Here is a 23,443-nt window from a genome sequence, read left to right as displayed (position 1 = left end):
TGCGCAGGAGGCGGCGGACCGGTCGGTGCGTTTACGCACCTTTTTTCGAGAAAACCGCTCGGGCGGGCGGATCAGCGGCCCAGGAAATGCCCGGTCCACTTGCGCTCGTAGTCCATCTTGTGGAAGTGCGCGGCCATGAAGTCGATGAAGCTGCGCACCTTGGCCGACAGGTGCTTGCGGCTCGGGTAGGCCAGGTTGATGCGCAGGTGCGGCAGGTCCCAGTCGTCGAGCGTGGGCACCAGCCGGCCGGCCACGATGTCGTCGTAGACGATGTAGGTGGGCTGCACCAGGATCCCCATGCCGTCGAGCGCCGCGGCGCGCAGCACCTGGCCGTCGTTCGATTCGAGCAGCCCCTGCACCGACACCGTGCGGACCTCGCCGTCGCGGCCGGTGAAGCGCAGCTCGTTGGGGTTGTTGGCGTAGGTGTAGATCAAGAGCTTGTGCTGCTGCAGCTCCTCGAGCGTCTTCGGGAAGCCGTGCTGCGCGAAGTAGCGCGGCGAGGCCGCGAGGATGCGCCGCGTCTCGCCGAGGCGGCGGATCGTCACGTTGGAATCGGGCTCGTACTCGCGCGTGCGGATCGCCACGTCGATGTTGTTGTCGATCAGGTCGAAGTAGCGGTTGGCGGCTTCCACATGCACCTTCACGCCGGGGTAGCGCTGGGTGTACTCGCGCAGCAGCGGCGCGATGTGGTGGATCGAGAACGACAGCGAGGCCGTGATGCGCAGCGTGCCCGTGGGCTGCAGCGCGGTGGCGTTGACGGCCGTCTCGGCATCGTCGAGGTCCGACAGGATGGTGCGCGCGCGGCCGCAGAACTCGCGGCCGGTGTCGGTCAGGTAGAGCCGGCGCGTGTTGCGCTCGACCAGCCGGGCGCCCAGCCGCGCCTCGAGCGCGCTCAGGTGGCGGCTGGCGGCTGCGTTCGACAGCCCCAGCGCCTCGGCGGCGCGGCTCAGGCTGCCGGCGTCGGCAATCTGCACGAGCAGGGCGATTTCGGTCCAGCGGTCCATGGGGCGTGTCTCCGGCGAGCGTCTTTTTCGGGCTGGGCGATTTTGTCCCAGGGGGTGGGTCGACCGTTCCGCTGGGCGGAAAAATCATTTGCGCCGAGGTGCTTTGCGCCCGCCGGTGTGCCGCCTAGAGTCGGGCGAACCCCTCGAACGAATGGAGACAGCCGCCATGCGCAATCTCAACCAGGACAACATCACCCAGGCCGTGCTCGCGCGCTTCGCCGACACCCCGAACCCGCGGCTGCACGAGATCGTGACCAGCCTGGTGCAGCACCTGCATGCCTTCGCGCGCGAGGTGAAGCTGACCGAGGCGGAGTGGAAGCAGGGCATCGACTACCTGACGGCCACGGGCCAGATGTGCGACGACACGCGCCAGGAATTCATCCTGCTGTCGGACGTGCTGGGGCTGTCGATGCTCACGATCGCGATGAACAACGACAAGCCCGCGGGCTGCACCGAAGCGACGGTGTTCGGCCCCTTCTACGTCGAGGGCGCGCCCGAGTACGCGCACGGCGACGACGTGGCCAACGGCGCGGCCGGCGAGCCCTGCGACGTCAGCGTGACGGTGCGCGGCCTCGACGGCGTGCCGGTGGCCGGCGCCGTGGTCGACGTGTGGCAGGCCGACGCGGGCGGGCACTACGACGTGCAGCATCCCGAGCTCGGCCATGCCGAGAACCGCGGCCGCCTGCGCACCGGGCCCGACGGCGCGCTGCATTTCCGCAGCGTGCTGGCCGAGGCCTACCCGATCCCGACCGACGGTCCGGTGGGCCAGTTGCTGGACGCCACGAAGCGCCATCCGTGGCGGCCCGCGCACCTGCACTTCATGATCCAGGCGCCGGGCTACGAGCGGCTCATCACCCACGTGTTCCGCGAGGGCGACCAGTGGCTCGATTCCGATGCGGTGTTCGCGGTGCGCGAATCGCTGGTGGCGCCCTGGACGCGGCAGGCCGACGGCCGCTGGCGGCTCGATTTCGACTTCGTGCTGAACCCGCTGGCGGCGGCGCCGGCGCGATCCGCACCGCAGGCCGCGGCACAGCCGGCCTGAACACCGACGACGACACACACCGGAACCAGGAGACAGAGGAATGAACGACGCGCTGCAGCAGGAGCTGCTGATCCGCCGCATGATCGAACGCTGGGCCGTCTGGCGCGATGCCGGCGACTGGGAGCGCTTCGCCACCGTGTGGCATCCCGAGGGCGTGATGATGGCGACCTGGTTCCAGGGGCCGTTCGCCGAGTTCATCCGCGTCACGCGGGAAGGCTGGTCCAAGGGCGTGAGCATCCTGCACTTCCTCGGCGGCTCGGCGGTCGAGCTGGCGGGCGAGCGCGCCATCGTGCAGACCAAGATGACGATCTCGCAGCGCGGCCTGGTCGAGGGCGTGCCCTGCGACGTGGTGTGCACCGGCCGCTTCTACGACTTCGTGGTGCTGCACGAGGGGCAGTGGAAGCTGCTGCACCGCCAGCCGATCTACGAGAAGGACCGCATCGACCCGATCGATCCGGCCGCCACCGTGACGCTCGATGCCGCGAAGCTGGCCGAGCTGCCCGAGGGCTACCGCCACCTGGCCTACATCCAGCAGCGCATCGGCTACACGGTGAAGCTCGACATGCCGATGCTCAAGGGGCCGGCGGTCGAGGCGCTGTACCAGCGCGGCGCGCGCTGGCTCGCGGGCGGCGCGCTCGAGCGCTGAGCCGGATCGGATCGGGGCCGCAGCGGCCCGCGCGCCTTCCTGCTACGCTCGCCGGGGCCCGCCGCGACGACGGGCTTTTTTTCGCGCGCCGTCCCTGCCCATGGTCTTCCCCCTCATCACCGACCCGCACTTCTACGCGGTCGCCATTCCCGCCGTGCTGCTGCTCGGCATCAGCAAGAGCGGCTTCGGCGCGGGCTTCGGCTCGCTCGCGGTGCCGCTGATGGCGCTGGCGGTCACGGTGCCGCAGGCCGCGGCGATCCTGATGCCGTTGCTGCTGTTGATGGACCTGCTGGGGCTCGCGGCCTTCCGGCGCGACTTCGACCGCTCGCTGCTGAAGTTCCTGATCCCCTTCGGCCTGCTGGGCACGTTGATCGGCACGCTGCTGTTCCGCGCGCTGTCGGCGCACACGGTGGCGGGCATCGTGGGCGTGTTCACGCTGCTGTTCCTGGCGCAGCGCCTGCTGTTCCCGCCCAAGCCAAACGATCCGCTGCCCTCGCGCGGCATCGGTGCCGCGCTGACCACGGTGTCGGGCTTCACGAGCTTCATCGCGCATGCGGGCGGGCCGCCGATCAATGCCTACGTGATCCCGCTGCGGCTGTCGCCGGTGGTGTTCACGGCCACCATGGCCTACTTCTTCTTCGTGGTGAACCTCAGCAAGTGGATCCCCTACGCATGGCTGGGCCTGATCGACCTGCGCACGCTGGCCACCTCGCTGGCGCTGATGCCCTTCGCGCCGCTGGGCGTGTGGGTCGGCATCCGCATCGCGCGGCGCATCGACGCCACCTGGTTCTACCGCTTCGTCTACCTGGGCATGCTGCTGACGGGGCTCAAGCTCGTCTACGACGGCTTCGTGGCGGCCTGAGTCCCCGCCGCCGCGGCGCTCAGAATTCGACGATCGACTTGAAGCCGCCGAAGATCATGCGCTTGGCGTCGAAGGGCATGGTCTTCGGGTCCATCGCCGCGATGCGCGGGTCGGCCATCACCTTGGCGTTGACCGTGTCGCGGTGCTTGCGCGACTTGTAGACGATCCACGAGAACGCGACCACCTCGTCGGCCTTGAGCTTCACGCTCTGCGGGAACGAGGTCAGCTTGCCGGGCTTGACGTCGTCCGCGACGCACTCCACGTATTCGAGCGCGCCGTACTCCATCCAGACCTTGCCGGCCTTGCGCGCCACCTTGCGGTAGGCCTCCACGTTCTTGGCGGGAATCGGCACGATGAAACCGTCGACATAGCGAGCCATGGGAACACTCCTTGAAAAGAAGGGAAAGAGAAACAGAAACGGCGGCCGGCCCAGCAGCAGCCCGTCAGGACGTTGCCGCGCCATTCGCCGCGCTCCCGGGGCCCGCCGCCTCCTCGTTGTCGTGCATCTGCCCCGGCATGGCGGAGCGAAGCAGCAGGGCGCCCAACAAACCCGCCACCGCCGCGAACACGGCGCCGACGAGAAATGCCATCTGGTAGCCGCCGGTGAGCGCGAGCGGCGTGCTCGCGCCGGCTGCGAGCATCGAGCCGGTCTGCGCGGCCGCGATGCTCGCGAGCACCGCGAGGCCCAGCGCGCCGCCCATCATGAAGGCGGTGTTGACCACGCCCGAGGCCAGGCCCGATTCGCTAGGGCTCACCTCGCTCATCGCGGCCAGCAGCAGCGGATTGAAGGCCATGCCGGCGCCCAGGCCCAGCAGCAGCATGCCGGGCAGCACGTCGATCGCGAAGTGGCCGTCGACCGGGGCGCGCGCGAACAGCGCCAGCCCGATGGCCGCGAGCCACAGGCCCGCCGCGAGCGGGCGGCGGATGCCGAAGCGCATCACGATCTTTGCCGACAGCCCCAGCGAGAACACGGCCATGATGACGTTGGCCGGCAGGAAGGCCAGGCCGATCTGCATCGGCGTGTAGGCGAGCACCAGCTGCATGTAGAGCGCCGAGATGAAGAACCAGGCGAACATCGCCGCGGCCCACAGCACGCCCACCACGTTCGAGACCGAGACGCTGCGCAGCCGGAACAGGCCCAGCGGCATCAGCGGATGCTTCACCCTGGCCTCGATGGCGATGAAGATCGCGAGCAGCGCGACCGCGGTGCCGAGCAGGCCCAGCGTCTGCGCCGAGCGCCAGCCGGCCTCGTTGCCGTTGACCACGCCGTAGACCGCGAGCATCAGCGAGAGCGTGACCGTGACCGCGCCGGCCACGTCGAGCTTCTCGCCATGGGCCTGGCCGCGCGCGCTCGGCAAGAGCGCGATGCACAGCGCGTACACGGCCACGCCGATCGGCAGGTTGACCAGGAAGATCCAGTGCCAGCTCAGCGAACTGGTCAGCAGGCCGCCGAGCAGCACGCCGATGCTGCCGCCGCCGGCGCAGACGAAGCCGTAGACGCCCATCGCCTTGGCGCGGTCGGCCGGCTCGGTGAAGAGGTTCATGATCAGCGACAGCGAGACGGCCGACACGATCGCGCCGCCCAGGCCCTGCACCGCGCGCGCGGCGATCAGGAGGCCCTGCGTGGTCGAGATGCCGCAGGCCAGCGAGGCCAGCGTGAACAGCACCAGCCCGGCGAGGAAGACGCGGCGGTGGCCGTAGAGGTCGCCGAGCCGTCCGCCCAACAGCAGGAAGCCTCCGAAGGTCAGCATGTAGGCGTTGACGACCCACACCAGCGAGGTCTCGGTGAAGCCGAGGTCGGTGCGGATCGAGGGCAGCGCGACGTTCACGATGGTGGTGTCGAGCACGATCATCAGCACGCCCAGGCACAGCACCATCAGGGCGAGCCAGCGCTTGCGGTTGTCGAGGGATTCGGTCATGGAAAGGATTCCTCAGGGGCCGGGCGGCGCGCCGCCCGGCGGATGGTTGTGGCGTTCTTCGTCAGACGAGGGAGGCGCCGCCGTTGATCAGCCAGGGCGTGCCGTAGCGGTCGGTCACCATGCCGAAGCCCTCGACCCAGAAGGTCTTCTCGAACGGCATGCCGACCTGGCCGCCGTCGGCGAGGGCGTCGAACACGCGCTTCGCCTCGGCGACCGTCGGGTAGTTGAGCGCGACGCCGAAGCCCTTCATGCCTTCGTACGGCATGCCCGGCATGCTGTCGGAGGCCATGAGCATGCTGTCGCCGACGACGAGGCTGGCGTGCATCAGGCGGTTGGCGGCCTCGGGCGGCATGTTGGCGGCTTCGGGGCTTTCGCCCACGGTCATGAGCATTTCCATTTTTCCGCCGAGCGTCTTCTCGTAGAAGCGCATGGCCTCGGCCGCGTTGCCGTCGAAGGTGAGATAGGCATTGAGGAGCGACATGTGAGTTCCTTGGGTGAGTGGAGGGTGAGTGGGGAGGGACAGGCTCAGGATCCCGCCGGCTTCTCGGCCGCGGTCTTGAGGTTGGCGAGGCCGGCTTCGAAGTCCTTGCCGATCAGGGTGTCCATGTCGAAGAACAGGCCCATGAGCTTGGAGACGTAGGGCGCCGGGCCGTGCATGGCCCAGGTGACCTGGGTGGCGTCGCCCTGCGGCTGGAAGCTGAAGTCGGCGGTGTTGTGGGCCTCGAAGGGCTGGAGGAAGTCGAGCTTGATCGAGACCTTCGTGGGCGAGGCCTCGAGGATCTCCATGCGGCCGGCGCCGGCCTTGTCGTTGCCCTCCCAGGCATAGGTCGCGCCCGGGCCGCTGGCGGCGCCGCCGAAGCTGCGCTTCATGGCCGGATCGAGCTTCTCGTAGGGCGACCATTCGCTCCAGCGGTGGAAGTCGGCGACCAGCGGCGCGATCCGCGCGGGCGGGGCCTGGATGCGCGCGCTGCGCTCGACGCGGAAGCTGTCGGGGCGGGTGGCCGCGAACAGCAGGACGCCGGCGATCAGCACGACGAGGAGGAGGGCGATTTTCTTGAACATGGAGCGCTCTGCAACGACGAATGGAAAAGGGGGAAAGGGGGCTTCGCGCGGCGCGGCTTCAGTCGCCGACCACCACCATCCAGCCCACGCCGAAGCGGTCGCCGACCATGCCGAAGCCCGGCGAGAAGAAGGTGGGGATCAGCGGCTGCATCACCTGGCCGCCGTCGGCCAGCGCGTCGAACCACTTGCGCGCATCGGCCTCGGTGGGCGCGGTGATCGCCAGCATGATTCCCTTGAACTCGGCCTGGCCCGAGCAGCGGCCGTCGGAGGCCATGAGCTCGGTCTCGCCGATGCGCAGCACTGCATGCATGACCTTGTCGGGACCGGGCATGGCACCGGCGCAGCCGTCCGCGTCGGGCGGCATGTCGGCGGGGGCGTCGCTGTAGCGCATGAGCTGCACGACTTCGGCGCCGAGCGCCTTCCCGTAGAACGCGATGGCCTCGTCGCAGCGGCCTTCGAACGAGAGATAGGACTGGACTTTCATGGCAATTCCTCTTTGCAAGAGCGGTTATTCCGGGGGCGCCGCTGGGCAGCAGGGCCCGGGGCGAATACGATGGCACTACTTTGTGTACACCGTCCACAAAGAATAGCAAAGATAATGGACACTGTCCACATCGAAAAATCGTAGTCCGAGAAAGAAGGAAATGGTCCGCAACGCCGCCATCGCCGCCGAATCTGCGCCGCCCTCGCGCTCCACCTACCGCCATGGCGACCTGCGCCGGGCCTTGCTGGACGCGGGCATCGAACTGGCGCGCGACGGCGGCCCCGACGCCGTGGTGCTGCGCGAGGCCACGCGCCGCGTGGGCGTGGTGCCCAACGCGGCCTACCGCCACTTCGCGAGCCGGCACGAGCTGCTGCTGGCGGTGCGCGGCGCGGCGCTGTCGGCCGCGGCGCGCTCGATGGAGAAGGAGCTCGGCGCGATCTCGCACGACCAGCCGCCGGCCGACTACGCGCGCGCCTGGGTGCGGGCGATCGGCTCGGGCTACCTGCGTTTCGCGCAGGACCAGCCGGGGCTGTTCCGCACCGCCTTCGTGATCTCTTCCGACGAGGCGCGCGGCACCATCGGCCCCTCGAGCGCCGGCGCGAGCGGCATGGACCCGTTCCAGCTGCTGGGCTCGGGCCTGGACCGGCTGGTGGAGGCCGGCGCGCTCGATCCGGCGCGGCGCCCGAATGCCGAGTACCTGGCCTGGTCGGCGGTGCACGGGCTCGCGCTGCTGATCATCGAGGGCCCGCTCAAGGAGGCCGACCCGTCGGTGCTGGAGCCGCTGACGCTGCGGCTGCTGGAGATGGTGGAGCTGGGCCTGCAGTAGGCGCGGCTCGCCTGTTCAGGCGCTCAAAGGCTCAAAGGTAGACCTTCTGCAGCAGCTTGATCAGCGTCTCGCGCTCGCGCGCATTGAGCCGCGCGCTGGCATCGAGCTCGAGCTGGATCACGGCCTGCTCGGCCTCGCGCACCAGCGCCTCGCCGGCCGGCGTGAGATGCAGGCCGACCGCGCGGCCGTCGTGCGGATGCGGCTTGCGCTCGATCAGCGCGCGCGCGTCGAGCTCGGCCACCAGGCTCACGAGGTTGGGCGGCAGGATGTCGAGCGTGCTGCAGATCTGGCGCGAGGTGGCGCCCGGGTTGTGCGCCAGCAGCGAGAGCACCGAGAAGTCGATCTGCTTGAGCTTGAAGGCCGCCATGCGCTTGGCGAACAGCGCGCTCACCACCAGCCAGGCGCGGCGCGCGTTGTAGCCGACCAGGGTCTCGAGCACGCGCGCGTCGAGGCGGTCCGTCCGGCCGAGCGGCGCGGCGGCCATGTCGCTCTTCGCGCTCTTCGGAGCGGCGGATTTCGGGGAGGTGGGCATGGCGCAAGCGTAACCGCGAGCGGGGCCCCGAAGCGCCGGGCCGGTGGCGACTTGGCGACAGCCCGGCGCGGGCTCAGGACTCCGCGGTGAAGCCGATCTTCTTCACCAGCGGGCCCCAGCGCTCGTACTCCGACTGCAGCGACCGGCGCATCTCCTCGGGCGTGGAGCCCTGCGCGATCAGGCCCACCGACAGCAGGCCGTCGGCCACGGCCTTGTCCTTGAGCGCGGCCTGGATCGCGCCGCTCGCGGCGGCGATCACCGGCGCGGGCGTCTTCGCGGGCGCGAAGAAACCGAACCACTCGTCGGCCACCAGCTCGGGGAAGCCCTGCTCGGCGAAGGTCGGCACCTCGGGCAGGTAGGCGGCGCGCTGGGCGCCCGAGGTGGCGAGCACGCGCAGCTTGTTGGCCTTGACGAAGGGCAGGTAGTCGCCGCTGGGCGTGAGGCTCGAGGCGATCTGGCCGCCCACCACGTCGTTGACCGCCGGCAGCGAGCCGCGGTAGGGCACGTGGCGCAGGTCGGCGCCGCTGTTGAGGCCCAGCAGCGCGCCCAGGAAGTGCGGCGTGGAGCCCGCGCCCGGCGAGCCGTAGCTGGCCTGGCCCGGATTGGCCTTGGCCCAGGCCACGTAGTCCTTCAGCGTCTTCACGCTGGCCGGCACCATCGGGCCGACCGCCAGGCCGTGCGTCATCACCGCGCCGATCGAGACCGGGGCGAAGTCGGCCAGGCCGTAGCTCAGCTTGCTGTAGATGTAGGGATAGGTCGACAGCGCCGAGGCCTGCGAGAGCGCGAGCACCGAGCCGTCGGCCGGCGCGCTCTTGAGCGAATCGAGCGCGATGCGCCCGCCCGCGCCGGGCTTGTTCTCGACCACGGGATTGAGCTTGGTGAAGTCGGTGCCGCCGAGCTTGTCGGCCACGCGGCGGGCCACGCTGTCGCCCGCGCTGCCGGCCGGGAAGCCGTAGTAGATCTTCACCTGCTGGGCGACGATCTCGGCCAGCGCGGCCAGGGGATGCTGCAGGGCGCCGAGCGCGGCTGCGCCGCCGAGCGCCGTCACGAACTGACGTCGGTTGGTCATGGTCTTGTCTCCGGTTGGTGGTGCTGGATCTATCGCGGCGCCATGCGCAGCGCGCCGTCGAGGCGGATCACCTCGCCGTTGAGGTGGCCGTTGGTCACGACGTGGCAGGCCAGCTCGGCGAATTCCGAGGGCTGGCCCAGCCGCGGCGGGAACGGGATCGAGGCCGCGAGCGACTGCTGCACCGGCTCGGGCAGCTCGAGCAGCAGCGGCGTGGCGAACAGCCCGGGCGCGACGGTGCAGACGCGGATCGCGTGCTGCGCGAGGTCGCGCGCCATCGGCAGCGTCATGCCGACCAGGCCGCCCTTCGAGGCGCTGTAGGCCTGCTGGCCGACCTGGCCGTCGAAGGCCGCGACCGAGGCGGTGAACAGCATCACGCCCTTCTCGCCGTTGGCGAGCGCCGCTAGCTTCGCGCAGCGCGCGGCGAACAGGCGCGCCATGTTGTAGCTGCCGATCAGGTTGACGTTGACCACGCGCACGAAGTCCTCGAGCGGCGCCGGGTTGCCGTCCTTGCCGACGATGCGCTTCGCGCTGCCGATGCCGGCCACGTTCATCAGGATGCGCGCCGGGCCGTGCGCGGCCTCGGCCCGGTCGAGCGCGGCGCTCACGCTCGCGGCATCGGTGATGTCGCAGCCGCAGGCGATGCCGCCGATCTCGGCGGCGACCTTGGCGGCCAGCTCGGCATTGCGGTCGAGCAGCGCCACCTTCGCGCCCAGGCGCGCGAGTTCGCGCGCGGTGGCCTCGCCGAGGCCCGATGCGCCGCCGGTCACGAGTGCGGCCTGTCCTTCGATCTTCATGGGTTCGTCTCCAAAGAGGGAAAAAAAGGCGTCAGCGCGGCCGCAAGGTGAAGGGCAGCGTGCCGTCGTGCAGCGCCTCGACCAGCGTGGCGCGGTGCTTGAGCACGGCGCGCTGGTTGATCGAGCCCTTGTCGGTGACCTCGCCCTTGTCGATCGAGGGCGGCTCGCTCATCAGGTGCAGCCGCGCGATGCGGTTGGCGCTGCCGGTGCTCGCGGCCGCGAGCTGGTCCAGCACCTGCTGGAAGTGCGCCTGCACCGGCGCGCTCTCGAGCACCTGCCGCATGCTCGCGCCGGCATCGAGGCCCGCGAGCTGGCGCACCTTCTGCGTAGTGAAGACCAGCGCGCCGACCTCCTTGAGGTTGATGCCGGTCAGCACCGCGTCCTGCACGTAGGGCGAGCCGGCCGTGGCGATCTTCGCGCGCAGCGGGCCCACGCTCACGAAGGTGCCGGTGGCGAGCTTGAAGTCCTCGGCGATACGGCCGTCGAAGCGCAGGCCGCGGTGGATGTCGGCGTCGTCGATCCACTTCACCGCGTCGCCGGTCGAGAAGAAGCCTTCCTCGTCGAAGGCCTCGGCCGTGGCCTCGGGCGCGCGCCAGTAGCCGGGCGTGATGTTGGGGCCGCGATAGCGCACCTCGGTCTTGCCGTCGACCTCGATCAGCTTGAGCTCGATGCCCGCCGCGGGCAGGCCGACGTCGCCCGACTTCACGTCGGGGCCGGTCACGTAGAGCGCGAACGGGCCCGATTCGGTCATGCCCAGGCCGGTGCCCATCACGATGCGCTCGCCGACCTCGGCCTCCTGCGTGCGGTGCAGGCTGTCCCAGACCGGCTGCGACAGCGCCGCGCCCGAGTAGAAGAACATCTTCACGCGCGACAGCAGGTTGCGCCGCAGCACCGGGTCGGTCTCCATCGCCTGCGCGATCGCCTCGAAGCCGGTCGGCACGTTGAAGTAGATGGTGGGCGCGATCTCGCGCAGGTTGCGCAGTGTCTCGGCCATGCCGGTGGCCGTGGGCTTGCCCTCGTCGATGTAGAGCGTGCCGCCGTTGTCGAGCACGATGCCCACGTTGTGGTTGCCGCCGAAGGTGTGGTTCCACGGCAGCCAGTCGACCAGCACCGGCGGCTCGTCGCCCAGCGCCGGGATCGACTGGCGCAGCTGCTGCTGGTTGGCGCACCACATGCGGTGCGTGTTGACCACCGCCTTGGGCATCTTGGTCGAGCCCGAGGTGAACAGGAACTTGGTGATGGTGTCGGGGCCGGTGGCCTGCATCGCGGCGTCGATGGCGGGCGTGGGCAGCGTCGCCGCGAGCGCGTCGAAGGAGGTGGTGGCGCGGCCGGGCAGCTCGCCTTCGGCCAGCACGATCTCGACGCCGGCGTCGGCCGGCAGCGTGGCCTCGATGGCGCGGGCATAGCGCGCGGCGTCGGCCGCGAACACCAGGCCCGGCGTGAGCGTGGCCAGCACGTGGCGCAGCTTGTCGAAGTCCTGGCTCACGAGCGAGTAGGGCGGCGAGACCGGGCAGTAGGGCACGCCCGCGTAGAGGCAGCCGAGCGCGAGCAGCGCATGCTCGATGCCGTTCTCGCTGAGGATCGCCACCGGGCGCTCGGCGTCCAGGCCGCGCGCGAGCAGGGCCTGGCCGATCGCGCGTGCCTTCTGCAGCGCCTCGGCGTAGCTCACGCGCAGCCAGTCGCCGGTGCCGCCGTCGGCCAGCCGCGCGCGGCGCGCGATGAAGGTGCGTTCGGGCGTGGCTTCGGCCCAGTGGTGCAGCCGGTCGGTCATGCGTTCGCGGTAGGGGCGAAGCGGCGTTTCCGCGCTCAGGTACTGCGTGCCCGGCGCGCCGTCGCGCAGCAGCGCGCGCGTGACGCCGAAGGCGAGCGGTCGGTATTTGATGGCCGTCATCGGGGCGCCCGTGCGTGAGTGGATGAGTGAGTGAATGAAGAGAGGGCTTCAGCCCTTGCGGACCTTGGCGCCGCGGCCTTCGAGGAAGTCGCGCACGCGTTGCTTGGCCTCGGGCGCGGCCTGCACGATGCCGGACATCAGCGCCTCGGTGAAGAAGCCGTGGTCGGCCGGCTGCTCGGCGATGCGCGGCAGCGCGTGCATCAGCGCGTAGTTGGTGAGCGGCGCGTTGGTGGCCACGCGCTTGGCGAGCTCGAAGGCCTTGTCGAAGGCCGTGCCCTCGTCGACCAGGTACTGCGCGAAGTTGGCGCGCTCGCCTTCCTCGGCGTTGTAGACGCGGCCGGTCATCATCATGTCGGTCATGCGCGCCACGCCGATCAGCTTGGGGATGCGCACCGAGCCGCCGCCGCCCACGAAGATGCCGCGCGAGCCCTCGGGCAGCGCATAGAAGGTGCTGCGGTCGGCCACGCGGATGTGGCAGGCGCTCGCGAGCTCGAGCCCGCCGCCGACCACCGCGCCATGCAGCGCGGCGATCACCGGCACCGGGCCCTTCTCGATGCACTCCAGCGCCGCGTGCCACAGGCGCGAATGGGCGAGGCCCTGGCCCGCGTCGCGCTCCTTGAGCTCGCTCAAGTCGAGGCCGGCGCAGAAGTGCGGGCCCTCGCCGTCGATCACGGCCGCGCCCACGCTGGCGGGCAGGTTCTGGAAGGCATCGCGCAGCGCGAGGATCAGGCTGTCCGACAGCGCGTTGCGCTTGGCGCCGCGCGTCAGGCGAATGATGGCGACGTCGTCGCGGAGGTCGATGTGGAGGTCGGAAGAGGTCATGTTGCGTTCTGGATTGAAGCGGATTATGGTTATGTGAAATAATCAATTCAAGGCATTCGACGATGCCGCGGACTAGGGACTTTCCCGTAAAGGAGACGATGAAGTGGACCACCAGAACCTGATCGCGATCGATATCCACACCCATGCCGAGGTGAGCTGCTGGAACCCGTTCGACAACTACGGCGAGGAGTACGACCGCGCGGCCGACAAGTACTTCGGCTCGAACCGCCGCCCGACGATCGAGGAGACGGTGGCCTACTACCGCGAGCGCAAGCTGGGGCTGGTGATGTTCATGGTCGACGCCGAGTCGAACATGGGTCGGCGGCGCATCCCGAACGAGGAGATCGCCGAGGCCGCGCAGAAGAACGCCGACATGATGATCGCCTTCGCGAGTATCGATCCGCACAAGGGAAAGATGGGCGCGCGCGAGGCGCGGCGGCTGATCGAGGAGCACGGCGTCAAGGGCTTCAAGTTCCACCCGACGGTGCAGGCCTTCCATCCCTACGACCGCATGGCCTGGCCGATCTACGAGGTGGTGGCCGAGTACGGCATGCCCGCGATCTTCCACACCGGCCACAGCGGCATCGGCTCGGGCATGCGCTGCGGCGGCGGCCTGCGGCTCGAGTACAGCAACCCGATGCACCTGGACGACGTGGCGATAGCCTTCCCCGACATGCAGATCGTGATGGCCCACCCCAGCTTCCCCTGGCAGGACGAGGCGCTGAGCGTGGCCACGCACAAGCCCAACGTCTGGATCGATCTCTCGGGCTGGAGCCCCAAGTACTTTCCGAAGCAGCTGGTGCAGTACGCCAACACGCTGCTGAAAGACCGCGTGCTGTTCGGCAGCGACTACCCGCTGATCACGCCCGAGCGCTGGATGAAGGACTTCGAGGTCGCGGGCTTCAAGCCCGAGGTGATGCCGGGCATCTTGAAGGGCAACGCGGTGCGGCTGCTGCGGCTCGACGCCGCCACGGCGACCTGATCAGTCCGCCTTGCGCGCACGGCCCGCCGGCGCGGCGGCGTCGTTCCAGTGCTGCTCCCACAGGGCGTCGCCGCGTTCGAGCGCGGCGCCCAGCTCCTTCTTGCGCCGCTGCACGACCGCGGTGACCAGCGCATTGCACAGCGAGAAGGCGGCCGTGTAGGAATCGAAGGGCGAGGCGCTCGAGGTGCGCACCAGCATCAGGTGGTCGGCCGAGGCCGCCGCGGCCGCCGAGGGGCTGTCGGTGATCACGATCACCTTCGCGCCGCGTTCGCGGAAGTAGGCCGCCGCGCGCGCGGTGGCCAGCGAGTGGCGCCTGAAGGTGACGGCCAGCAGCACGTCGTTCTCGCCGATCCACAGCAGTTGGTCCTCGAGCGGCAGCGCGGCCGTGCCGGCCAGCGGCCGCACCTCGGGCAGGCACAGGTTCAGGTGCAGCGCCAGGTGGCCCGCGATGGCGGCCGCATGCCGGTGGCCCAGCACATGCACGCGCGCCTTGCGCTGCACCAGCAGCCGCACGGCGGCCTCGAAGGCCACGGGATCGATGGCCGCGAAGGTCGAGCTCAGGTTGTGCTGGTCGTGCAGCAGCGCGTTGGCCAGGCAGGTGCGCACCGAGGCGTCGTCGACGATCACGGCATCGGCGCGCGTGGCGGGCGAGGCCAGCCGCGCCGTGACCTCGGAGCGGGCCTCGAGCTGCGCTTCCGCGTAGCTGGGATAGCCGAGCTTGGCGAGCAGCCGCACCACGGTCGAGGCGCTGGTGCCCACCTTCTTTGCAAGGCTCGTTGCAGATTCGAGCAGGCCCTGGGGATAGCGCGTCTGCAGTTCCTCGATCAGGCGCTGCTCGCTGCGCGTGAGCTTGCGGCCGTAGCCCGAGATGCGTTGGTTGAGGTTCATGGTCGCCGGGCATTCTGCCCGCGCAGGGGTCGCGATGGGCTTCGATTTTGCAATGGTTATTGCAAAACTGTGACGACCTTGCAAGAATGCGCGCACATTCAGGCCCCATCCCTTCCCGATTCCAGGACGCTTCCATGACCTTCCCCCTTTCCGCCTCCGCACTGCGCCGCCGCACCTTCCTGGGCGCGGGCCTCGCGGCCGCGCTGCCGCTGGCGGCGCATGCGCAGGCCTATCCGTCGCGGCCGGTCACGCTGGTGGTGCCGTTCCCGGCCGGTGGCTCGGTGGACCTGATCGCGCGGCTCTATGCCGATCCGCTCGCGAAGGCGCTGGGCGCGCCGGTGGTGATCGACAACCGCGGCGGCGCGGGCGGCTCGATCGCCAGCGCGCAGGTGGCGCGCGCCAAGCCCGACGGCTATACGCTGGTGGTCTCGTCGCAGAGCTCGCACCTCGCGAATCCGCTCACGCAGGCCAACCCCGGCTACGACCCGATCAAGGACTTCGCCTCCATCAGCCAGCTCGCGCGCTCGATCAACGTGCTGCTGGTGAACCCGGCCGTGCCCGCGAAGAACTTCAAGGAATTCGTCGCGCTCGTGAAGGCGCGCCCGGGCGAGCTCAATTTCTGCAGCGCCGGGCCCGGCAGCATGGGCCAGCTCAACGTCGAGCTGATGAAGTCGCAGCTGCAGCTCAATGCCACGCACGTGCCGTACCGCGGCGGCGGCCCGCTGGTCACGGCGCTGATCTCGAACGAGGTGCAGTTCGGCCTCGACAACCTCGCGCCCTTCCTGCCGCACATCCAGGCCGGCAAGCTGCGCGCGCTCGCGGTGGCCGCACCGGCGCGCGTCGCGGCGCTGCCCGACGTGCCGACCTTCGCGGAGCTCGGCTATCCGGTGCTCAACACCACCTCGTGGATCGGCCTGGCCGCGCCCGCGAAGACGCCGGGCGACGTGATCGCCACCCTGCACAAGGCCGTGCGCTCGGTGGCCGACCAGCCCGCCATGGTCGAGGCGCTGGAGTCGCGCGGCGCGCTCACGCCCGAGCAGCAGTCGCCCGCGCAGTTCACGGCCATGATGTCGGAGCGCCTCGCGCTGTACGGCGAGATGGTGAAGCGCGCGGGGATCCGCGGCGAATGACCACGTCCTCGTTCACTCCCGACACCGCGCCGCTCGAGGTGCTGCCGCGCGACCTCTCGGCCTACCGCGAGGGCAACACCGGCATCGACTACGTGCATCGTTTCGAATCGGGCCGACCCGGGCCGCACGTGCTGGTCAATGCGCTGACGCACGGCAACGAGATCTGCGGCATGGTGGCGGCCACCGACCTGCTCGACCGCGGCGTGCATCCGAAGATCGGCACGCTGACCGTGAGCTTCGCGAACGTCGAGGCCTACGAGGCCTTCGACATCGAGCGGCCCTACGAGAACCGCCAACTGGTGCACAACCTCAACCGCATCTGGACGCCGGCGCTGCTCGATGGCAACGAGGACAGCCCCGAGCTGCGACGCGCGCGCGAACTGCGGCCGGTGCTCGATGCGGCCGACTACGTGCTCGACATCCATTCGACGCGCGCGCCGGTGCAGCCCTTCTGGGTCTATCCGGAGCTCGAGCGCAATGCGCGGCTGGCGCTGGCCGTGGGCGCGCCGCTGGTGCACCTGGTGATGCCCGCGGGCGCGGCGCCGGGCACCGGCGTGATCGGCTACGGCCACCACGGCGCGGCCGAGGGCCAGGGCGCGGCGGTCGTGGTGGAGTGCGGCCAGCACTTCAGCCGGTCGGCGGCCGAGCTCGCGGTCGACGTGACGCAGCGCTTCCTCGCGCATCTCGGGCTGGTCGATGCGGTGACACCGCGGGCACCCGCCGCACCCGCCGCATCCGCGCGCCGCTTCCGCCTGCTCGAGGTGCACATGGTGAAGACCGAGAGCTTCGCCTTCGTGCGGCCGCTGCTGGGCTTCGAGACCTTCGACCGTGGCGAGCTGATCGCGGTCGACGCGGGGCAGGAGATCCGTTCGCCCTGCGACGGCTGCACGGTGTTCATGCCCACGCGCGCGGCGCTGGTGGGGCGCGAGGGCGTCTACCTCACGGTGCCGGTCTAAGGCACCCGCTCCTCGTCCTCTTCCTGCCGGTCCCAGTCGCGCCCGGCGCGCCGCTTGCGCTCCTCGCGCTCGCGCGCCATCTGTTCCTCGAACTGCTGGCGGCCCGCCTTGTTGACCGCGATCAGCTTGGCGCGGTCCTTGTAGTGCGGATAGATGTCGTCGGTGAGCTTGAGGTTGCGCTCGCGGAAGCGCATGCTCGATTCGCGCGCCTCGTGCGCGGGCCAGCCGAGCACCTCGAGCACCGAGCGCGCGCTGCGCAGCGACGACTCGAAGACCTCGCGCTCGACCAGCGTCACGCCGCGGTCGCGCAGCTGGAACAGGTGGCTCACGTTGCGCGCCCGCGCGATGATCTGCGCCTGCGGGAAGTTCTCGCGGAACAGGTCGACGATCTCGAGCGACTGCTCGATGTCGTCGACCGCCACCACCACCGCCTTGGCCGTGCCGGCACCGGCGGTGCGCAGCAGGTCGAGGCGCGTGGCATCGCCGTAGAACACCCGGAAGCCGAATTCGCGCAGGCCCTCGACGTTGTCGGCATCGTGGTCGAGCACCGTCACGCGCAGCCCCTGCGACATCAGCATGCGGCCCACGATCTGGCCGTAGCGGCCGAAGCCGCAGATCAGCACCTTGGCGTCCTGCTGCTCCGAGATCTCCTCGAGCTGCGGCCCGCCGATGTTGCTGTAGCGCGGCAGCAGGTAGCGGTCGATCAGCACCAGCAGCAGCGGCGACAGCAGCATCGACAGCGCGACCGCGCCGATCAAGAGCGAGGTGATCTGCGGCGGCAGCACGTCGGGCCCGGCCGACTGGAACACCACGAAGGCGAACTCGCCGCCCTGCGCCAGCAGCAGGGTGAACACCGGGCGCTCCTGGTAGGCCAGCCCCATCGCCTTGGCCAGCGCATAGATCACCGCCAGCTTGATGGCCATGAAGCCGACCACCAGCATCGCCATGATCCAGGGGCTCGCGAACAGCACGCCGAAGTCGATCGTCATGCCCACGGCGATGAAGAACAGGCCGAGCAACAGGCCCTTGAAGGGCTCGATGTCGGTCTCGAGCTCGCGCCGGTATTCGCTCTCGGCCAGCAGCACGCCCGCGAGGAAGGCGCCCAGCGCCATCGACAGGCCGACGAACTGCATCAGCGCTGCGATCGCCACCACCAGCAGCAGCGCGGCGGCGGTGAAGATCTCGGGCGTGTCGCTGCGCGCGATCCAGCGCAGGATCGGGCGCAGCGCGAGCCGGCCGCCGAGCACGATGCCGCCGATCACGCCGAAGATCTTCAGGCCTTCGAGCAGGCGGTCGAGGCCGCTCATCGACTGCTCGGCCGCGGTGGCGCCGGCCAGCAGCGGCAGGATGGCGAGGATCGGGATCGCGGCCACGTCCTGGAACAGCAGGATCGAGAAGCCGGCCTGGCCGCTCGGCGTGCGCAGCAGGTTGCGTTCGCCGAACACCTGCAGCGCGATCGCGGTCGACGACAGCGCCAGCCCCAGCGCCGCCACCAGCGACACGCGCCAGGGCGCGCCGACCGCGCAGCCGATGGCGAACAGCACGGCGGCGCAACTGAGCACCTGGGCCGTGCCCCAGCCGAAGATCGGCCGGCGCAGGTTCCACAGTCGCTTGGGCTCGAGCTCGAGGCCGACCAGGAACAGCATCAGCACCACGCCGAATTCGGCGAAATGCAGCACGTCCTCCACGCGCGACACCAACCCCAGGCCCCAGGGGCCGATGGCGATGCCGGCCACCAGGTAGCCGATGATGGAACCGAGGCCCAGGGCCTTGGACAGCGGCACCACCAGCACGGCGGCGCTCAGGTAGATCAGGCTGTTGGTCAGCCAGGCGGGCGCGTGCTCCATTCAGGCGCTCCCGTCGGTCGTCGCGGCCAGCCCGCGGCGCATGGTGGTCTGGAACACCCGCTCGACCACCTTGCCGATGTCGTCCGATTCGGCCGGCCGGTCGCTCTCGGGCACCGGGCAGGCCACGCAGGCGTCGATCTCGTCCATCTCGGGCCAGTTGGGGTAGCTGCCCAGGCGCTGGGCGAAGACCTCCACGTGCGCGGCCACTTCGGCCTCGGGGGCGCTGCGCGCGCCGTGGAAGATCAGCGGCGGCAGGAAGCGCATGCCGCACAGCGCGGCGGTCTGCTCGTAGGGCGGCAGGAAGGCGTCGAAGAAATAGCGGTGGTAGCCCTGCGGGTGGTAGCTGCTCTCGGGGCTGCCGGTGGTGGCGACCAGCCACAGGTCCTTGCCCTGCAGCGCGATGCCTTCCGGGCCATAGGCCCAGCCGTAGGCCAGCACCTCGTCGACCCAGAGCTTCTGCAGCGCCGGCATCGAGTACCACTGGATCGGATGCAGCAGCACCACCAGCTGGGCGCGTTCGAGGCGCCGCTGCTCGGCCTCGACGTCGATCGCGTAGTCGGGATAGGTGCCGTAGAGGTCGTTGACATCGACGCCCGGCACCGCGCGCGCCGCGGCCAGCAGCCGGCGGTTCACGCGCGAATCGCGCCAGTGCGGATGGGCGGCGAGCACGTAGGTGCCTCCGCCTTCAGGGGTTCCCGTGGATGTTGTTGTCGTCATCCCGCGAACATAGCGCAGTCCCGGGATTTTGGGCGCCAGCCACTACCATGGCGGACTGTCCCTTCTGGAGGAGATTTCCATGCCGGTGGTTCTGGTCGCCAATCCCAAGGGTGGCGTTGGCAAATCCACGCTCGCGACGAACATCGCGGGCTACTTTGCAAGCCGCGGCCACGCCGTGATGCTCGGCGACGTGGATCGCCAGCAGTCCTCCCGGCTCTGGCTCGGCCTGCGCCCGCCGCAGGCGCGGCCGATCTCGACCTGGGAGGCCACCGAGGACAACAGCGTGGTGCGCCCGCCGCGCGGCACCACCCATGCGGTGCTCGACACCCCGGCCGGCCTGCACGGCTGGCGCTTCAAGGACGTGATCGGGCTGGCCGACAAGCTCATCGTGCCGCTGCAGCCGAGCATCTTCGACATCTACGCCACGCGCGAATTCATCGACCGCCTGCTCGAGCAGCGCCGCGCCGAGAAGACGCAGATCGGCCTGGTCGGCATGCGCGTCAACGCCCGCACCCTGGCGGCCGACCGGCTCAACGAATTCATCGCGGGGCTGGGCGTGCCGGTGGTCGGCGAGCTGCGCGACACGCAGAACTACGTGCAGCTCGCGGCGCGCGGGCTCACCCTGTTCGACATCGCACCGGGCCGGGTGCAGCGCGACCTCGAGCAGTGGCAGCCGATCTGCGAATGGCTCGAGAGCTGAGCCGCCGCATGCCGCTGCGCCCCAGGTATTCCCTGAGCCCGCTTGTCGCCGTGCCGACACCCGCGGCCGCGGCCTTGCCGCTAGAGTGCGGCGCATGACCAAGAAGACCTTCCAGACCCTTCAGGATCTGGCCGCCTGTGTCGGCCAGGAAGTCGCGGTGAGCGACTGGATCACCATCACCCAGGAGCAGGTCAACCAGTTCGCCGAGGCGACCGGCGACCACCAGTGGATCCACGTCGACCTCGAGCGCGCGAAGGCCGGTCCGTTCGGCGGGCCGATCGCCCACGGTTTTCTCACGCTGTCGCTGCTGCCGCGCTTCTACGAGACAGCGCTCGACGTGGTGGAGTCGCGCATGGGCGTGAACTACGGCCTGAACCGGGTGCGCTTCATGTCGCCCGTTCCGGTGGGCAAGCGGCTGCGCGCGCGCATGAAGCTGCTGACCTCCGAACCCATTGCCGACGACGGCATCCAGATGACCTGGGAAACCACCATCGAGCTCGAAGGCGCGGCCAAGCCCGCCTGCGTGGCCGAGTCGGTGGTGCGCCGCTACCGCTGAGGCGGCGCGCCTTCTCTCTTCTTACATGCGGCGGTCGCTGATCTCGCCATAGGCGGCCGCGCCCTGGCGCGTGATGCCCACCGCGCTGGCGCGCACCGCGGCGCGGTCGGTCATGCCGTCGGTGGGGCGGGCCACGCCGGTGCCGCCATTGGTGATGCGCAACGGCTGCCGGGCCTGGGCCTGCACGTCGGCGCGCGACAGCGTCGACTGGAACGGCGCCGCGGGCAGCGGATTCTGTTCACCCTGGAAGGCCTGGGCACCGTGGCTCAGGACCAGGGTGGCGAGGGCGGCGAAGGCGATGGACTTGGCTTGCATGGTGGAACTCCTCGTGCCCCGTGTGGAGCGTGGGTGGATCGGCATGCCGGAATGCATCGAGCCGGCATGCTTTCCATACGGGGGATTCCGCCGTTCGGATGCGACCCCATCGCGCGAGGGGTCGCGATGCCTCATTTGAATCCGTTTTGCCGCCAGGCCTCGAACACCGTCACCGCCACCGCGTTCGACAGGTTCAGGCTGCGCTGGCGTTCGCGCATCGGCAGCCGCAGCCATTGCGCGGAATCGAAGCTCTCGCGGATCGCGGGGGGCAGGCCGCTGGTCTCGGAGCCGAACACCAGCCAGTCGCCGGGCGCGAAGCGGATGTCGTGCACGGCGCGGGTGCCGCGCGTGGTGAGCGCGAACAGGCGATCGGGCGCCGGCCGTTCGCTGTCGAGCAGCGCCTGCCAGCTCGCATGGCGGCGCACCTCGGCGTACTCGTGGTAGTCGAGGCCGGCGCGGCGCAGCAGCTTGTCGTCCATCGAGAAGCCCAGCGGCTCCACCAGGTGCAGGGTGCAGCCGGTGTTGGCGGCGAGGCGGATCACGTTGCCGGTGTTCGGCGGAATCTCGGGGTGGACCAGGACGATATGGAACATGGGCCCGATTGTCGCCACGCTCAGTGCGGCCTGTCGGTGCGCGCCAGCACGATGCCCGCGACATGCGCCGCGCCCGCGCGCCGCAGCACCTGGGCCGCGCTGAACAGCGAGGCGCCGGTGGTCATCACGTCGTCGACCAGCACCACGCGCCGCGCGGCCAGCGCATCGGCGCGCAGCGGCTCGACCGCGAAGGCACCCTGGAGGTTGCGCATGCGCTCGGCGCGCGAGAGGCCGCGCTGGGCCGGCGTTTCGCGCGTGCGCAGCAGCAGCGCGGCATCGGTCTTGGCGGGCGCGAGCCGGCGCGCCAGTTCCAGCGCCTGGTTGAAGCCGCGCTCGCGCAGCCGGCCCGGCGCGAGCGGCATCGGCAGCACGCAGTCGCAGGCATCGAGCAGCGCCGCCGCCGAGGGGATGGCGCGCAGCAACTGCGCCAGCAGGCCGGCCCAGCCGGTGTCGCCGCGGAACTTGAAGTCCGCGACACAGTCCGGCCACGGCCAGGCGTAGTCGCAGGCCGCGAGGCAGGCATCGAGCGGCGGCGGGTGCACGACGCAGTCGCCGCAGCGCGCCACGCCCGCGGGCAGCGGCAGCGCGCAGGTCTGGCAGCGCGGCGCGCTGGCGGCGAAGCGCGCGGCGCAGGCCTCGCACACCGGGCGCGACGGCCAGTCGCGGCACAGCGCGCACTGGCTGGGCAGCCGTGCCAACAGCGAGGTCAAAGGGCGCGCGGTCCAACGGCTGAGCATGGGCTCAATATACTCACGCCCCCATGGCCACCGACCCCCAACGACGACCGCCGACCATCGATGCCGCGGCGGCCGCCCGCTGGCGCCGGCTGGCGCCAGCCGACGGCTCGCCCTGGCTGCACGAGGAGATCGGGCGGCGCATGGAAGACCGGCTGCAATGGATCAAGGCCAAGCCGCGCCACTGGGCCGACTGGGCGCCGTTGCGCGGCGGCCTCGAGGCGCACGAGCTGCTGGCGCGCCGCTACCGCGAGGCCGAGGCCTTCGTGATCGAGCCCGAGCCGGCGCTGGCCGCCGCGACCTCGGCCGCGCTGGCCGCGCCCTGGTGGAGCGCGCGCCGCTGGCAGGGCGGCAAGCTGCGCTTCGACGGGCTGCCCGAGGAGGGCGTCGACCTGCTCTGGGCCAACATGGCGCTGCACATGGCGGCCGACCCCGAGGCGCTGATCGCGCACTGGCACCGGCAGGTCGCCACCGACGGCTTCCTGATGTTCTCGTGCTTCGGCCCCGACACCCTGCGCGAACTGCGCGCTTTGCATGCGCGCCTCGGCTGGCCGGCCGCGAGCCACGAGTTCACCGACATGCACGACTGGGGCGACATGCTGGTCCATGCCGGCTTCGCCGAGCCCGTGATGGACATGGAGCGCATCGTGTTGACCTGGGCCACGCCCGATGCCGCGCTGGCCGAGCTGCGCACGCTCGGGCGCAACCTGCATCCGGCGCGTTTTCCGGCCCTGCGCGGCCGGGCCTGGCAGGCGGCCCTGCACAAGGCACTGCCCGAACTCGCGCCGGCCGAAGGTGGCGAAGGCCGGATCGCGCTGACCTTCGAGATCATCTACGGCCATGCCTTCAAGCCGACCCCGCGGGTCTCGCTGTCGGCCGAGAGCGCGGTCTCGCTGCGCGAGATGCGCGAGATGCTGCAGCGCGGGCGCCCGTCCGCCCACTGAAGACCGTTGTAGCGCGGCCCGCGCGTGCCGCATTCGGTACACGGCCGCTGGTATCTACCCGCTACAATCCGCCGTTGCGTGAAACTCGTGGGTACATGCCCGCGATCGAGGTCCGTCGGAACCCGTGG

General features: G+C 70.2%; 27 protein-coding genes. 10 read left to right on the top strand and 17 right to left on the bottom strand.

Annotated features, from left to right (window positions below):
- Positions 1 to 71 precede the first annotated feature (71 nt).
- Positions 72 to 1,004, bottom strand: a complete 933-nt coding sequence (locus BM109_RS22655; protein ID WP_093347507.1) for a LysR family transcriptional regulator — start codon at positions 1,002 to 1,004, stop codon at positions 72 to 74.
- A 166-nt stretch (positions 1,005 to 1,170) separates the two neighbouring features.
- On the opposite strand from BM109_RS22655, the gene BM109_RS22650 reads away from it, so the two are divergent.
- From BM109_RS22650 to BM109_RS22640, 3 genes are all read left to right on the top strand, one after another.
- The gene (locus BM109_RS22650) at positions 1,171 to 2,046 is read left to right on the top strand and encodes an intradiol ring-cleavage dioxygenase (protein ID WP_093347504.1); all 876 of its coding nucleotides are present in this window, start codon (positions 1,171 to 1,173) and stop codon (positions 2,044 to 2,046) included.
- 40 nt (positions 2,047 to 2,086) lie between these two features.
- A complete protein-coding gene (locus BM109_RS22645; RefSeq protein WP_093347501.1) occupies positions 2,087 to 2,692 on the top strand; it encodes a nuclear transport factor 2 family protein in 606 nt (201 codons plus the stop codon).
- A gap of 100 nt (positions 2,693 to 2,792) precedes the next feature.
- Positions 2,793 to 3,554 (top strand): sulfite exporter TauE/SafE family protein, encoded by a 762-nt coding sequence (locus BM109_RS22640; protein ID WP_093347498.1) that lies wholly within the window; start codon positions 2,793 to 2,795, stop codon positions 3,552 to 3,554.
- Positions 3,555 to 3,573: 19 nt separating this feature from the next.
- Here the strand turns inward: BM109_RS22640 and BM109_RS22635 are convergent, their stop codons facing one another.
- The 5 genes from BM109_RS22635 to BM109_RS22615 form a co-directional block, all read right to left on the bottom strand.
- Positions 3,574 to 3,933 (bottom strand): DUF1428 domain-containing protein, encoded by a 360-nt coding sequence (locus BM109_RS22635; RefSeq protein WP_093347496.1) that lies wholly within the window; start codon positions 3,931 to 3,933, stop codon positions 3,574 to 3,576.
- A gap of 64 nt (positions 3,934 to 3,997) precedes the next feature.
- Positions 3,998 to 5,473, bottom strand: coding sequence for a DHA2 family efflux MFS transporter permease subunit (locus tag BM109_RS22630; RefSeq protein WP_093347493.1), 1,476 nt, complete (start codon positions 5,471 to 5,473; stop codon positions 3,998 to 4,000).
- A 61-nt stretch (positions 5,474 to 5,534) separates the two neighbouring features.
- On the bottom strand, positions 5,535 to 5,954 hold the full coding sequence (locus tag BM109_RS22625) for a VOC family protein (RefSeq protein ID WP_093347491.1): 420 nt from the start codon (positions 5,952 to 5,954) through the stop codon (positions 5,535 to 5,537).
- 44 nt (positions 5,955 to 5,998) lie between these two features.
- Entirely contained in the window at positions 5,999 to 6,535 is a 537-nt protein-coding gene (locus tag BM109_RS22620) for an SRPBCC family protein (RefSeq protein ID WP_093347488.1), read from the bottom strand.
- A 58-nt stretch (positions 6,536 to 6,593) separates the two neighbouring features.
- Complete coding sequence (locus BM109_RS22615) at positions 6,594 to 7,019, bottom strand: VOC family protein (RefSeq protein ID WP_093347485.1); 426 nt, start codon at positions 7,017 to 7,019, stop codon at positions 6,594 to 6,596.
- Between the two features lie 160 nt (positions 7,020 to 7,179).
- On the opposite strand from BM109_RS22615, the gene BM109_RS22610 reads away from it, so the two are divergent.
- Positions 7,180 to 7,845, top strand: a complete 666-nt coding sequence (locus tag BM109_RS22610) for a TetR/AcrR family transcriptional regulator (RefSeq protein ID WP_093347483.1) — start codon at positions 7,180 to 7,182, stop codon at positions 7,843 to 7,845.
- Between the two features lie 31 nt (positions 7,846 to 7,876).
- On the opposite strand, the gene BM109_RS22605 is transcribed toward BM109_RS22610, so the two are convergent.
- From BM109_RS22605 to BM109_RS22585, 5 genes are all read right to left on the bottom strand, one after another.
- The gene (locus BM109_RS22605; protein WP_093347480.1) at positions 7,877 to 8,377 is read right to left on the bottom strand and encodes a MarR family winged helix-turn-helix transcriptional regulator; all 501 of its coding nucleotides are present in this window, start codon (positions 8,375 to 8,377) and stop codon (positions 7,877 to 7,879) included.
- A 73-nt stretch (positions 8,378 to 8,450) separates the two neighbouring features.
- A complete protein-coding gene (locus BM109_RS22600) occupies positions 8,451 to 9,446 on the bottom strand; it encodes a Bug family tripartite tricarboxylate transporter substrate binding protein (RefSeq protein WP_093347478.1) in 996 nt (331 codons plus the stop codon).
- A 29-nt stretch (positions 9,447 to 9,475) separates the two neighbouring features.
- Positions 9,476 to 10,240 carry an SDR family NAD(P)-dependent oxidoreductase gene (locus BM109_RS22595; RefSeq protein ID WP_093347475.1) on the bottom strand — a complete coding sequence of 255 codons (765 nt, stop codon included), beginning with the start codon at positions 10,238 to 10,240 and terminating at the stop codon, positions 9,476 to 9,478.
- A 31-nt stretch (positions 10,241 to 10,271) separates the two neighbouring features.
- On the bottom strand, positions 10,272 to 12,131 hold the full coding sequence (locus BM109_RS22590) for a feruloyl-CoA synthase (RefSeq protein WP_093347472.1): 1,860 nt from the start codon (positions 12,129 to 12,131) through the stop codon (positions 10,272 to 10,274).
- 48 nt (positions 12,132 to 12,179) lie between these two features.
- The gene (locus BM109_RS22585; RefSeq protein ID WP_093347469.1) at positions 12,180 to 12,953 is read right to left on the bottom strand and encodes a crotonase/enoyl-CoA hydratase family protein; all 774 of its coding nucleotides are present in this window, start codon (positions 12,951 to 12,953) and stop codon (positions 12,180 to 12,182) included.
- A 103-nt stretch (positions 12,954 to 13,056) separates the two neighbouring features.
- On the opposite strand from BM109_RS22585, the gene BM109_RS22580 reads away from it, so the two are divergent.
- Positions 13,057 to 13,935, top strand: a complete 879-nt coding sequence (locus tag BM109_RS22580; protein ID WP_093347466.1) for an amidohydrolase family protein — start codon at positions 13,057 to 13,059, stop codon at positions 13,933 to 13,935.
- On the opposite strand, the gene BM109_RS22575 is transcribed toward BM109_RS22580, so the two are convergent.
- The gene (locus BM109_RS22575) at positions 13,936 to 14,823 is read right to left on the bottom strand and encodes a MurR/RpiR family transcriptional regulator (RefSeq protein ID WP_093347463.1); all 888 of its coding nucleotides are present in this window, start codon (positions 14,821 to 14,823) and stop codon (positions 13,936 to 13,938) included. It abuts the gene before it with no gap.
- Positions 14,824 to 14,957: 134 nt separating this feature from the next.
- On the opposite strand from BM109_RS22575, the gene BM109_RS22570 reads away from it, so the two are divergent.
- Positions 14,958 to 15,953 carry a Bug family tripartite tricarboxylate transporter substrate binding protein gene (locus BM109_RS22570; RefSeq protein WP_093347460.1) on the top strand — a complete coding sequence of 332 codons (996 nt, stop codon included), beginning with the start codon at positions 14,958 to 14,960 and terminating at the stop codon, positions 15,951 to 15,953.
- Complete coding sequence (locus BM109_RS22565; protein WP_093347457.1) at positions 15,950 to 16,909, top strand: M14 family metallopeptidase; 960 nt, start codon at positions 15,950 to 15,952, stop codon at positions 16,907 to 16,909. The genes BM109_RS22570 and BM109_RS22565 overlap by 4 nt, the downstream gene beginning before the upstream one ends.
- On the opposite strand, the gene kefC is transcribed toward BM109_RS22565, so the two are convergent.
- On the bottom strand, positions 16,906 to 18,756 hold the full coding sequence (gene kefC / locus BM109_RS22560) for a glutathione-regulated potassium-efflux system protein KefC (RefSeq protein ID WP_093347454.1): 1,851 nt from the start codon (positions 18,754 to 18,756) through the stop codon (positions 16,906 to 16,908). The genes BM109_RS22565 and kefC overlap by 4 nt on opposite strands.
- On the bottom strand, positions 18,757 to 19,473 hold the full coding sequence (locus BM109_RS22555; RefSeq protein ID WP_093347451.1) for a glutathione-regulated potassium-efflux system oxidoreductase KefF: 717 nt from the start codon (positions 19,471 to 19,473) through the stop codon (positions 18,757 to 18,759). It abuts the gene before it with no gap.
- A 79-nt stretch (positions 19,474 to 19,552) separates the two neighbouring features.
- Between BM109_RS22555 and BM109_RS22550 the strand changes: the two genes are divergently transcribed.
- Positions 19,553 to 20,173 carry a ParA family protein gene (locus tag BM109_RS22550; protein WP_093347448.1) on the top strand — a complete coding sequence of 207 codons (621 nt, stop codon included), beginning with the start codon at positions 19,553 to 19,555 and terminating at the stop codon, positions 20,171 to 20,173.
- Between the two features lie 94 nt (positions 20,174 to 20,267).
- The gene (locus BM109_RS22545) at positions 20,268 to 20,729 is read left to right on the top strand and encodes a MaoC family dehydratase (RefSeq protein WP_177239436.1); all 462 of its coding nucleotides are present in this window, start codon (positions 20,268 to 20,270) and stop codon (positions 20,727 to 20,729) included.
- Positions 20,730 to 20,750: 21 nt separating this feature from the next.
- Here the strand turns inward: BM109_RS22545 and BM109_RS22540 are convergent, their stop codons facing one another.
- The 3 genes from BM109_RS22540 to BM109_RS22530 form a co-directional block, all read right to left on the bottom strand.
- Positions 20,751 to 21,044, bottom strand: a complete 294-nt coding sequence (locus tag BM109_RS22540) for a DUF4148 domain-containing protein (protein WP_093347443.1) — start codon at positions 21,042 to 21,044, stop codon at positions 20,751 to 20,753.
- Positions 21,045 to 21,175: 131 nt separating this feature from the next.
- The gene (gene trmL / locus BM109_RS22535; protein WP_093347440.1) at positions 21,176 to 21,637 is read right to left on the bottom strand and encodes a tRNA (uridine(34)/cytosine(34)/5-carboxymethylaminomethyluridine(34)-2'-O)-methyltransferase TrmL; all 462 of its coding nucleotides are present in this window, start codon (positions 21,635 to 21,637) and stop codon (positions 21,176 to 21,178) included.
- A 20-nt stretch (positions 21,638 to 21,657) separates the two neighbouring features.
- Positions 21,658 to 22,374, bottom strand: coding sequence for a ComF family protein (locus BM109_RS22530; protein WP_093347438.1), 717 nt, complete (start codon positions 22,372 to 22,374; stop codon positions 21,658 to 21,660).
- A gap of 23 nt (positions 22,375 to 22,397) precedes the next feature.
- Here BM109_RS22530 and BM109_RS22525 point away from each other — a divergent pair, with 23 nt between their 5' ends.
- The gene (locus BM109_RS22525) at positions 22,398 to 23,315 is read left to right on the top strand and encodes a methyltransferase domain-containing protein (protein ID WP_093347435.1); all 918 of its coding nucleotides are present in this window, start codon (positions 22,398 to 22,400) and stop codon (positions 23,313 to 23,315) included.
- Positions 23,316 to 23,443: the final 128 nt, after the last annotated feature.

This window comes from Variovorax sp. PDC80 (genome assembly GCF_900115375.1).
Lineage (GTDB): Bacteria > Pseudomonadota > Gammaproteobacteria > Burkholderiales > Burkholderiaceae_C > Variovorax.
The sequence above is the reverse complement of the archived record's forward strand: the minus strand, read 5'-3'. Positions and strand labels throughout refer to the sequence as shown.

What these genes read in the sequence shown, in the direction of transcription:
- BM109_RS22565 (WP_093347457.1), top strand. Translation starts at nt 15,950, where the DNA reads ATGACCACGTCCTCGTTCACTCCCGACACCGCGCCGCTCGAGGTGCTG.
- BM109_RS22530 (WP_093347438.1), bottom strand. Translation starts at nt 22,374, where the DNA reads ATGCTCAGCCGTTGGACCGCGCGCCCTTTGACCTCGCTGTTGGCACGG.
- BM109_RS22555 (WP_093347451.1), bottom strand. Translation starts at nt 19,473, where the DNA reads ATGACGACAACAACATCCACGGGAACCCCTGAAGGCGGAGGCACCTAC.
- BM109_RS22645 (WP_093347501.1), top strand. Translation starts at nt 2,087, where the DNA reads ATGAACGACGCGCTGCAGCAGGAGCTGCTGATCCGCCGCATGATCGAA.
- BM109_RS22595 (WP_093347475.1), bottom strand. Translation starts at nt 10,240, where the DNA reads ATGAAGATCGAAGGACAGGCCGCACTCGTGACCGGCGGCGCATCGGGC.
- BM109_RS22600 (WP_093347478.1), bottom strand. Translation starts at nt 9,446, where the DNA reads ATGACCAACCGACGTCAGTTCGTGACGGCGCTCGGCGGCGCAGCCGCG.
- trmL (WP_093347440.1), bottom strand. Translation starts at nt 21,637, where the DNA reads ATGTTCCATATCGTCCTGGTCCACCCCGAGATTCCGCCGAACACCGGC.
- BM109_RS22620 (WP_093347488.1), bottom strand. Translation starts at nt 6,535, where the DNA reads ATGTTCAAGAAAATCGCCCTCCTCCTCGTCGTGCTGATCGCCGGCGTC.
- BM109_RS22650 (WP_093347504.1), top strand. Translation starts at nt 1,171, where the DNA reads ATGCGCAATCTCAACCAGGACAACATCACCCAGGCCGTGCTCGCGCGC.
- BM109_RS22590 (WP_093347472.1), bottom strand. Translation starts at nt 12,131, where the DNA reads ATGACGGCCATCAAATACCGACCGCTCGCCTTCGGCGTCACGCGCGCG.
- BM109_RS22625 (WP_093347491.1), bottom strand. Translation starts at nt 5,954, where the DNA reads ATGTCGCTCCTCAATGCCTATCTCACCTTCGACGGCAACGCGGCCGAG.
- BM109_RS22585 (WP_093347469.1), bottom strand. Translation starts at nt 12,953, where the DNA reads ATGACCTCTTCCGACCTCCACATCGACCTCCGCGACGACGTCGCCATC.
- kefC (WP_093347454.1), bottom strand. Translation starts at nt 18,756, where the DNA reads ATGGAGCACGCGCCCGCCTGGCTGACCAACAGCCTGATCTACCTGAGC.
- BM109_RS22630 (WP_093347493.1), bottom strand. Translation starts at nt 5,473, where the DNA reads ATGACCGAATCCCTCGACAACCGCAAGCGCTGGCTCGCCCTGATGGTG.
- BM109_RS22575 (WP_093347463.1), bottom strand. Translation starts at nt 14,823, where the DNA reads ATGAACCTCAACCAACGCATCTCGGGCTACGGCCGCAAGCTCACGCGC.
- BM109_RS22550 (WP_093347448.1), top strand. Translation starts at nt 19,553, where the DNA reads ATGCCGGTGGTTCTGGTCGCCAATCCCAAGGGTGGCGTTGGCAAATCC.
- BM109_RS22635 (WP_093347496.1), bottom strand. Translation starts at nt 3,933, where the DNA reads ATGGCTCGCTATGTCGACGGTTTCATCGTGCCGATTCCCGCCAAGAAC.
- BM109_RS22570 (WP_093347460.1), top strand. Translation starts at nt 14,958, where the DNA reads ATGACCTTCCCCCTTTCCGCCTCCGCACTGCGCCGCCGCACCTTCCTG.
- BM109_RS22655 (WP_093347507.1), bottom strand. Translation starts at nt 1,004, where the DNA reads ATGGACCGCTGGACCGAAATCGCCCTGCTCGTGCAGATTGCCGACGCC.
- BM109_RS22545 (WP_177239436.1), top strand. Translation starts at nt 20,268, where the DNA reads ATGACCAAGAAGACCTTCCAGACCCTTCAGGATCTGGCCGCCTGTGTC.
- BM109_RS22525 (WP_093347435.1), top strand. Translation starts at nt 22,398, where the DNA reads ATGGCCACCGACCCCCAACGACGACCGCCGACCATCGATGCCGCGGCG.
- BM109_RS22615 (WP_093347485.1), bottom strand. Translation starts at nt 7,019, where the DNA reads ATGAAAGTCCAGTCCTATCTCTCGTTCGAAGGCCGCTGCGACGAGGCC.
- BM109_RS22640 (WP_093347498.1), top strand. Translation starts at nt 2,793, where the DNA reads ATGGTCTTCCCCCTCATCACCGACCCGCACTTCTACGCGGTCGCCATT.
- BM109_RS22610 (WP_093347483.1), top strand. Translation starts at nt 7,180, where the DNA reads ATGGTCCGCAACGCCGCCATCGCCGCCGAATCTGCGCCGCCCTCGCGC.
- BM109_RS22540 (WP_093347443.1), bottom strand. Translation starts at nt 21,044, where the DNA reads ATGCAAGCCAAGTCCATCGCCTTCGCCGCCCTCGCCACCCTGGTCCTG.
- BM109_RS22605 (WP_093347480.1), bottom strand. Translation starts at nt 8,377, where the DNA reads ATGCCCACCTCCCCGAAATCCGCCGCTCCGAAGAGCGCGAAGAGCGAC.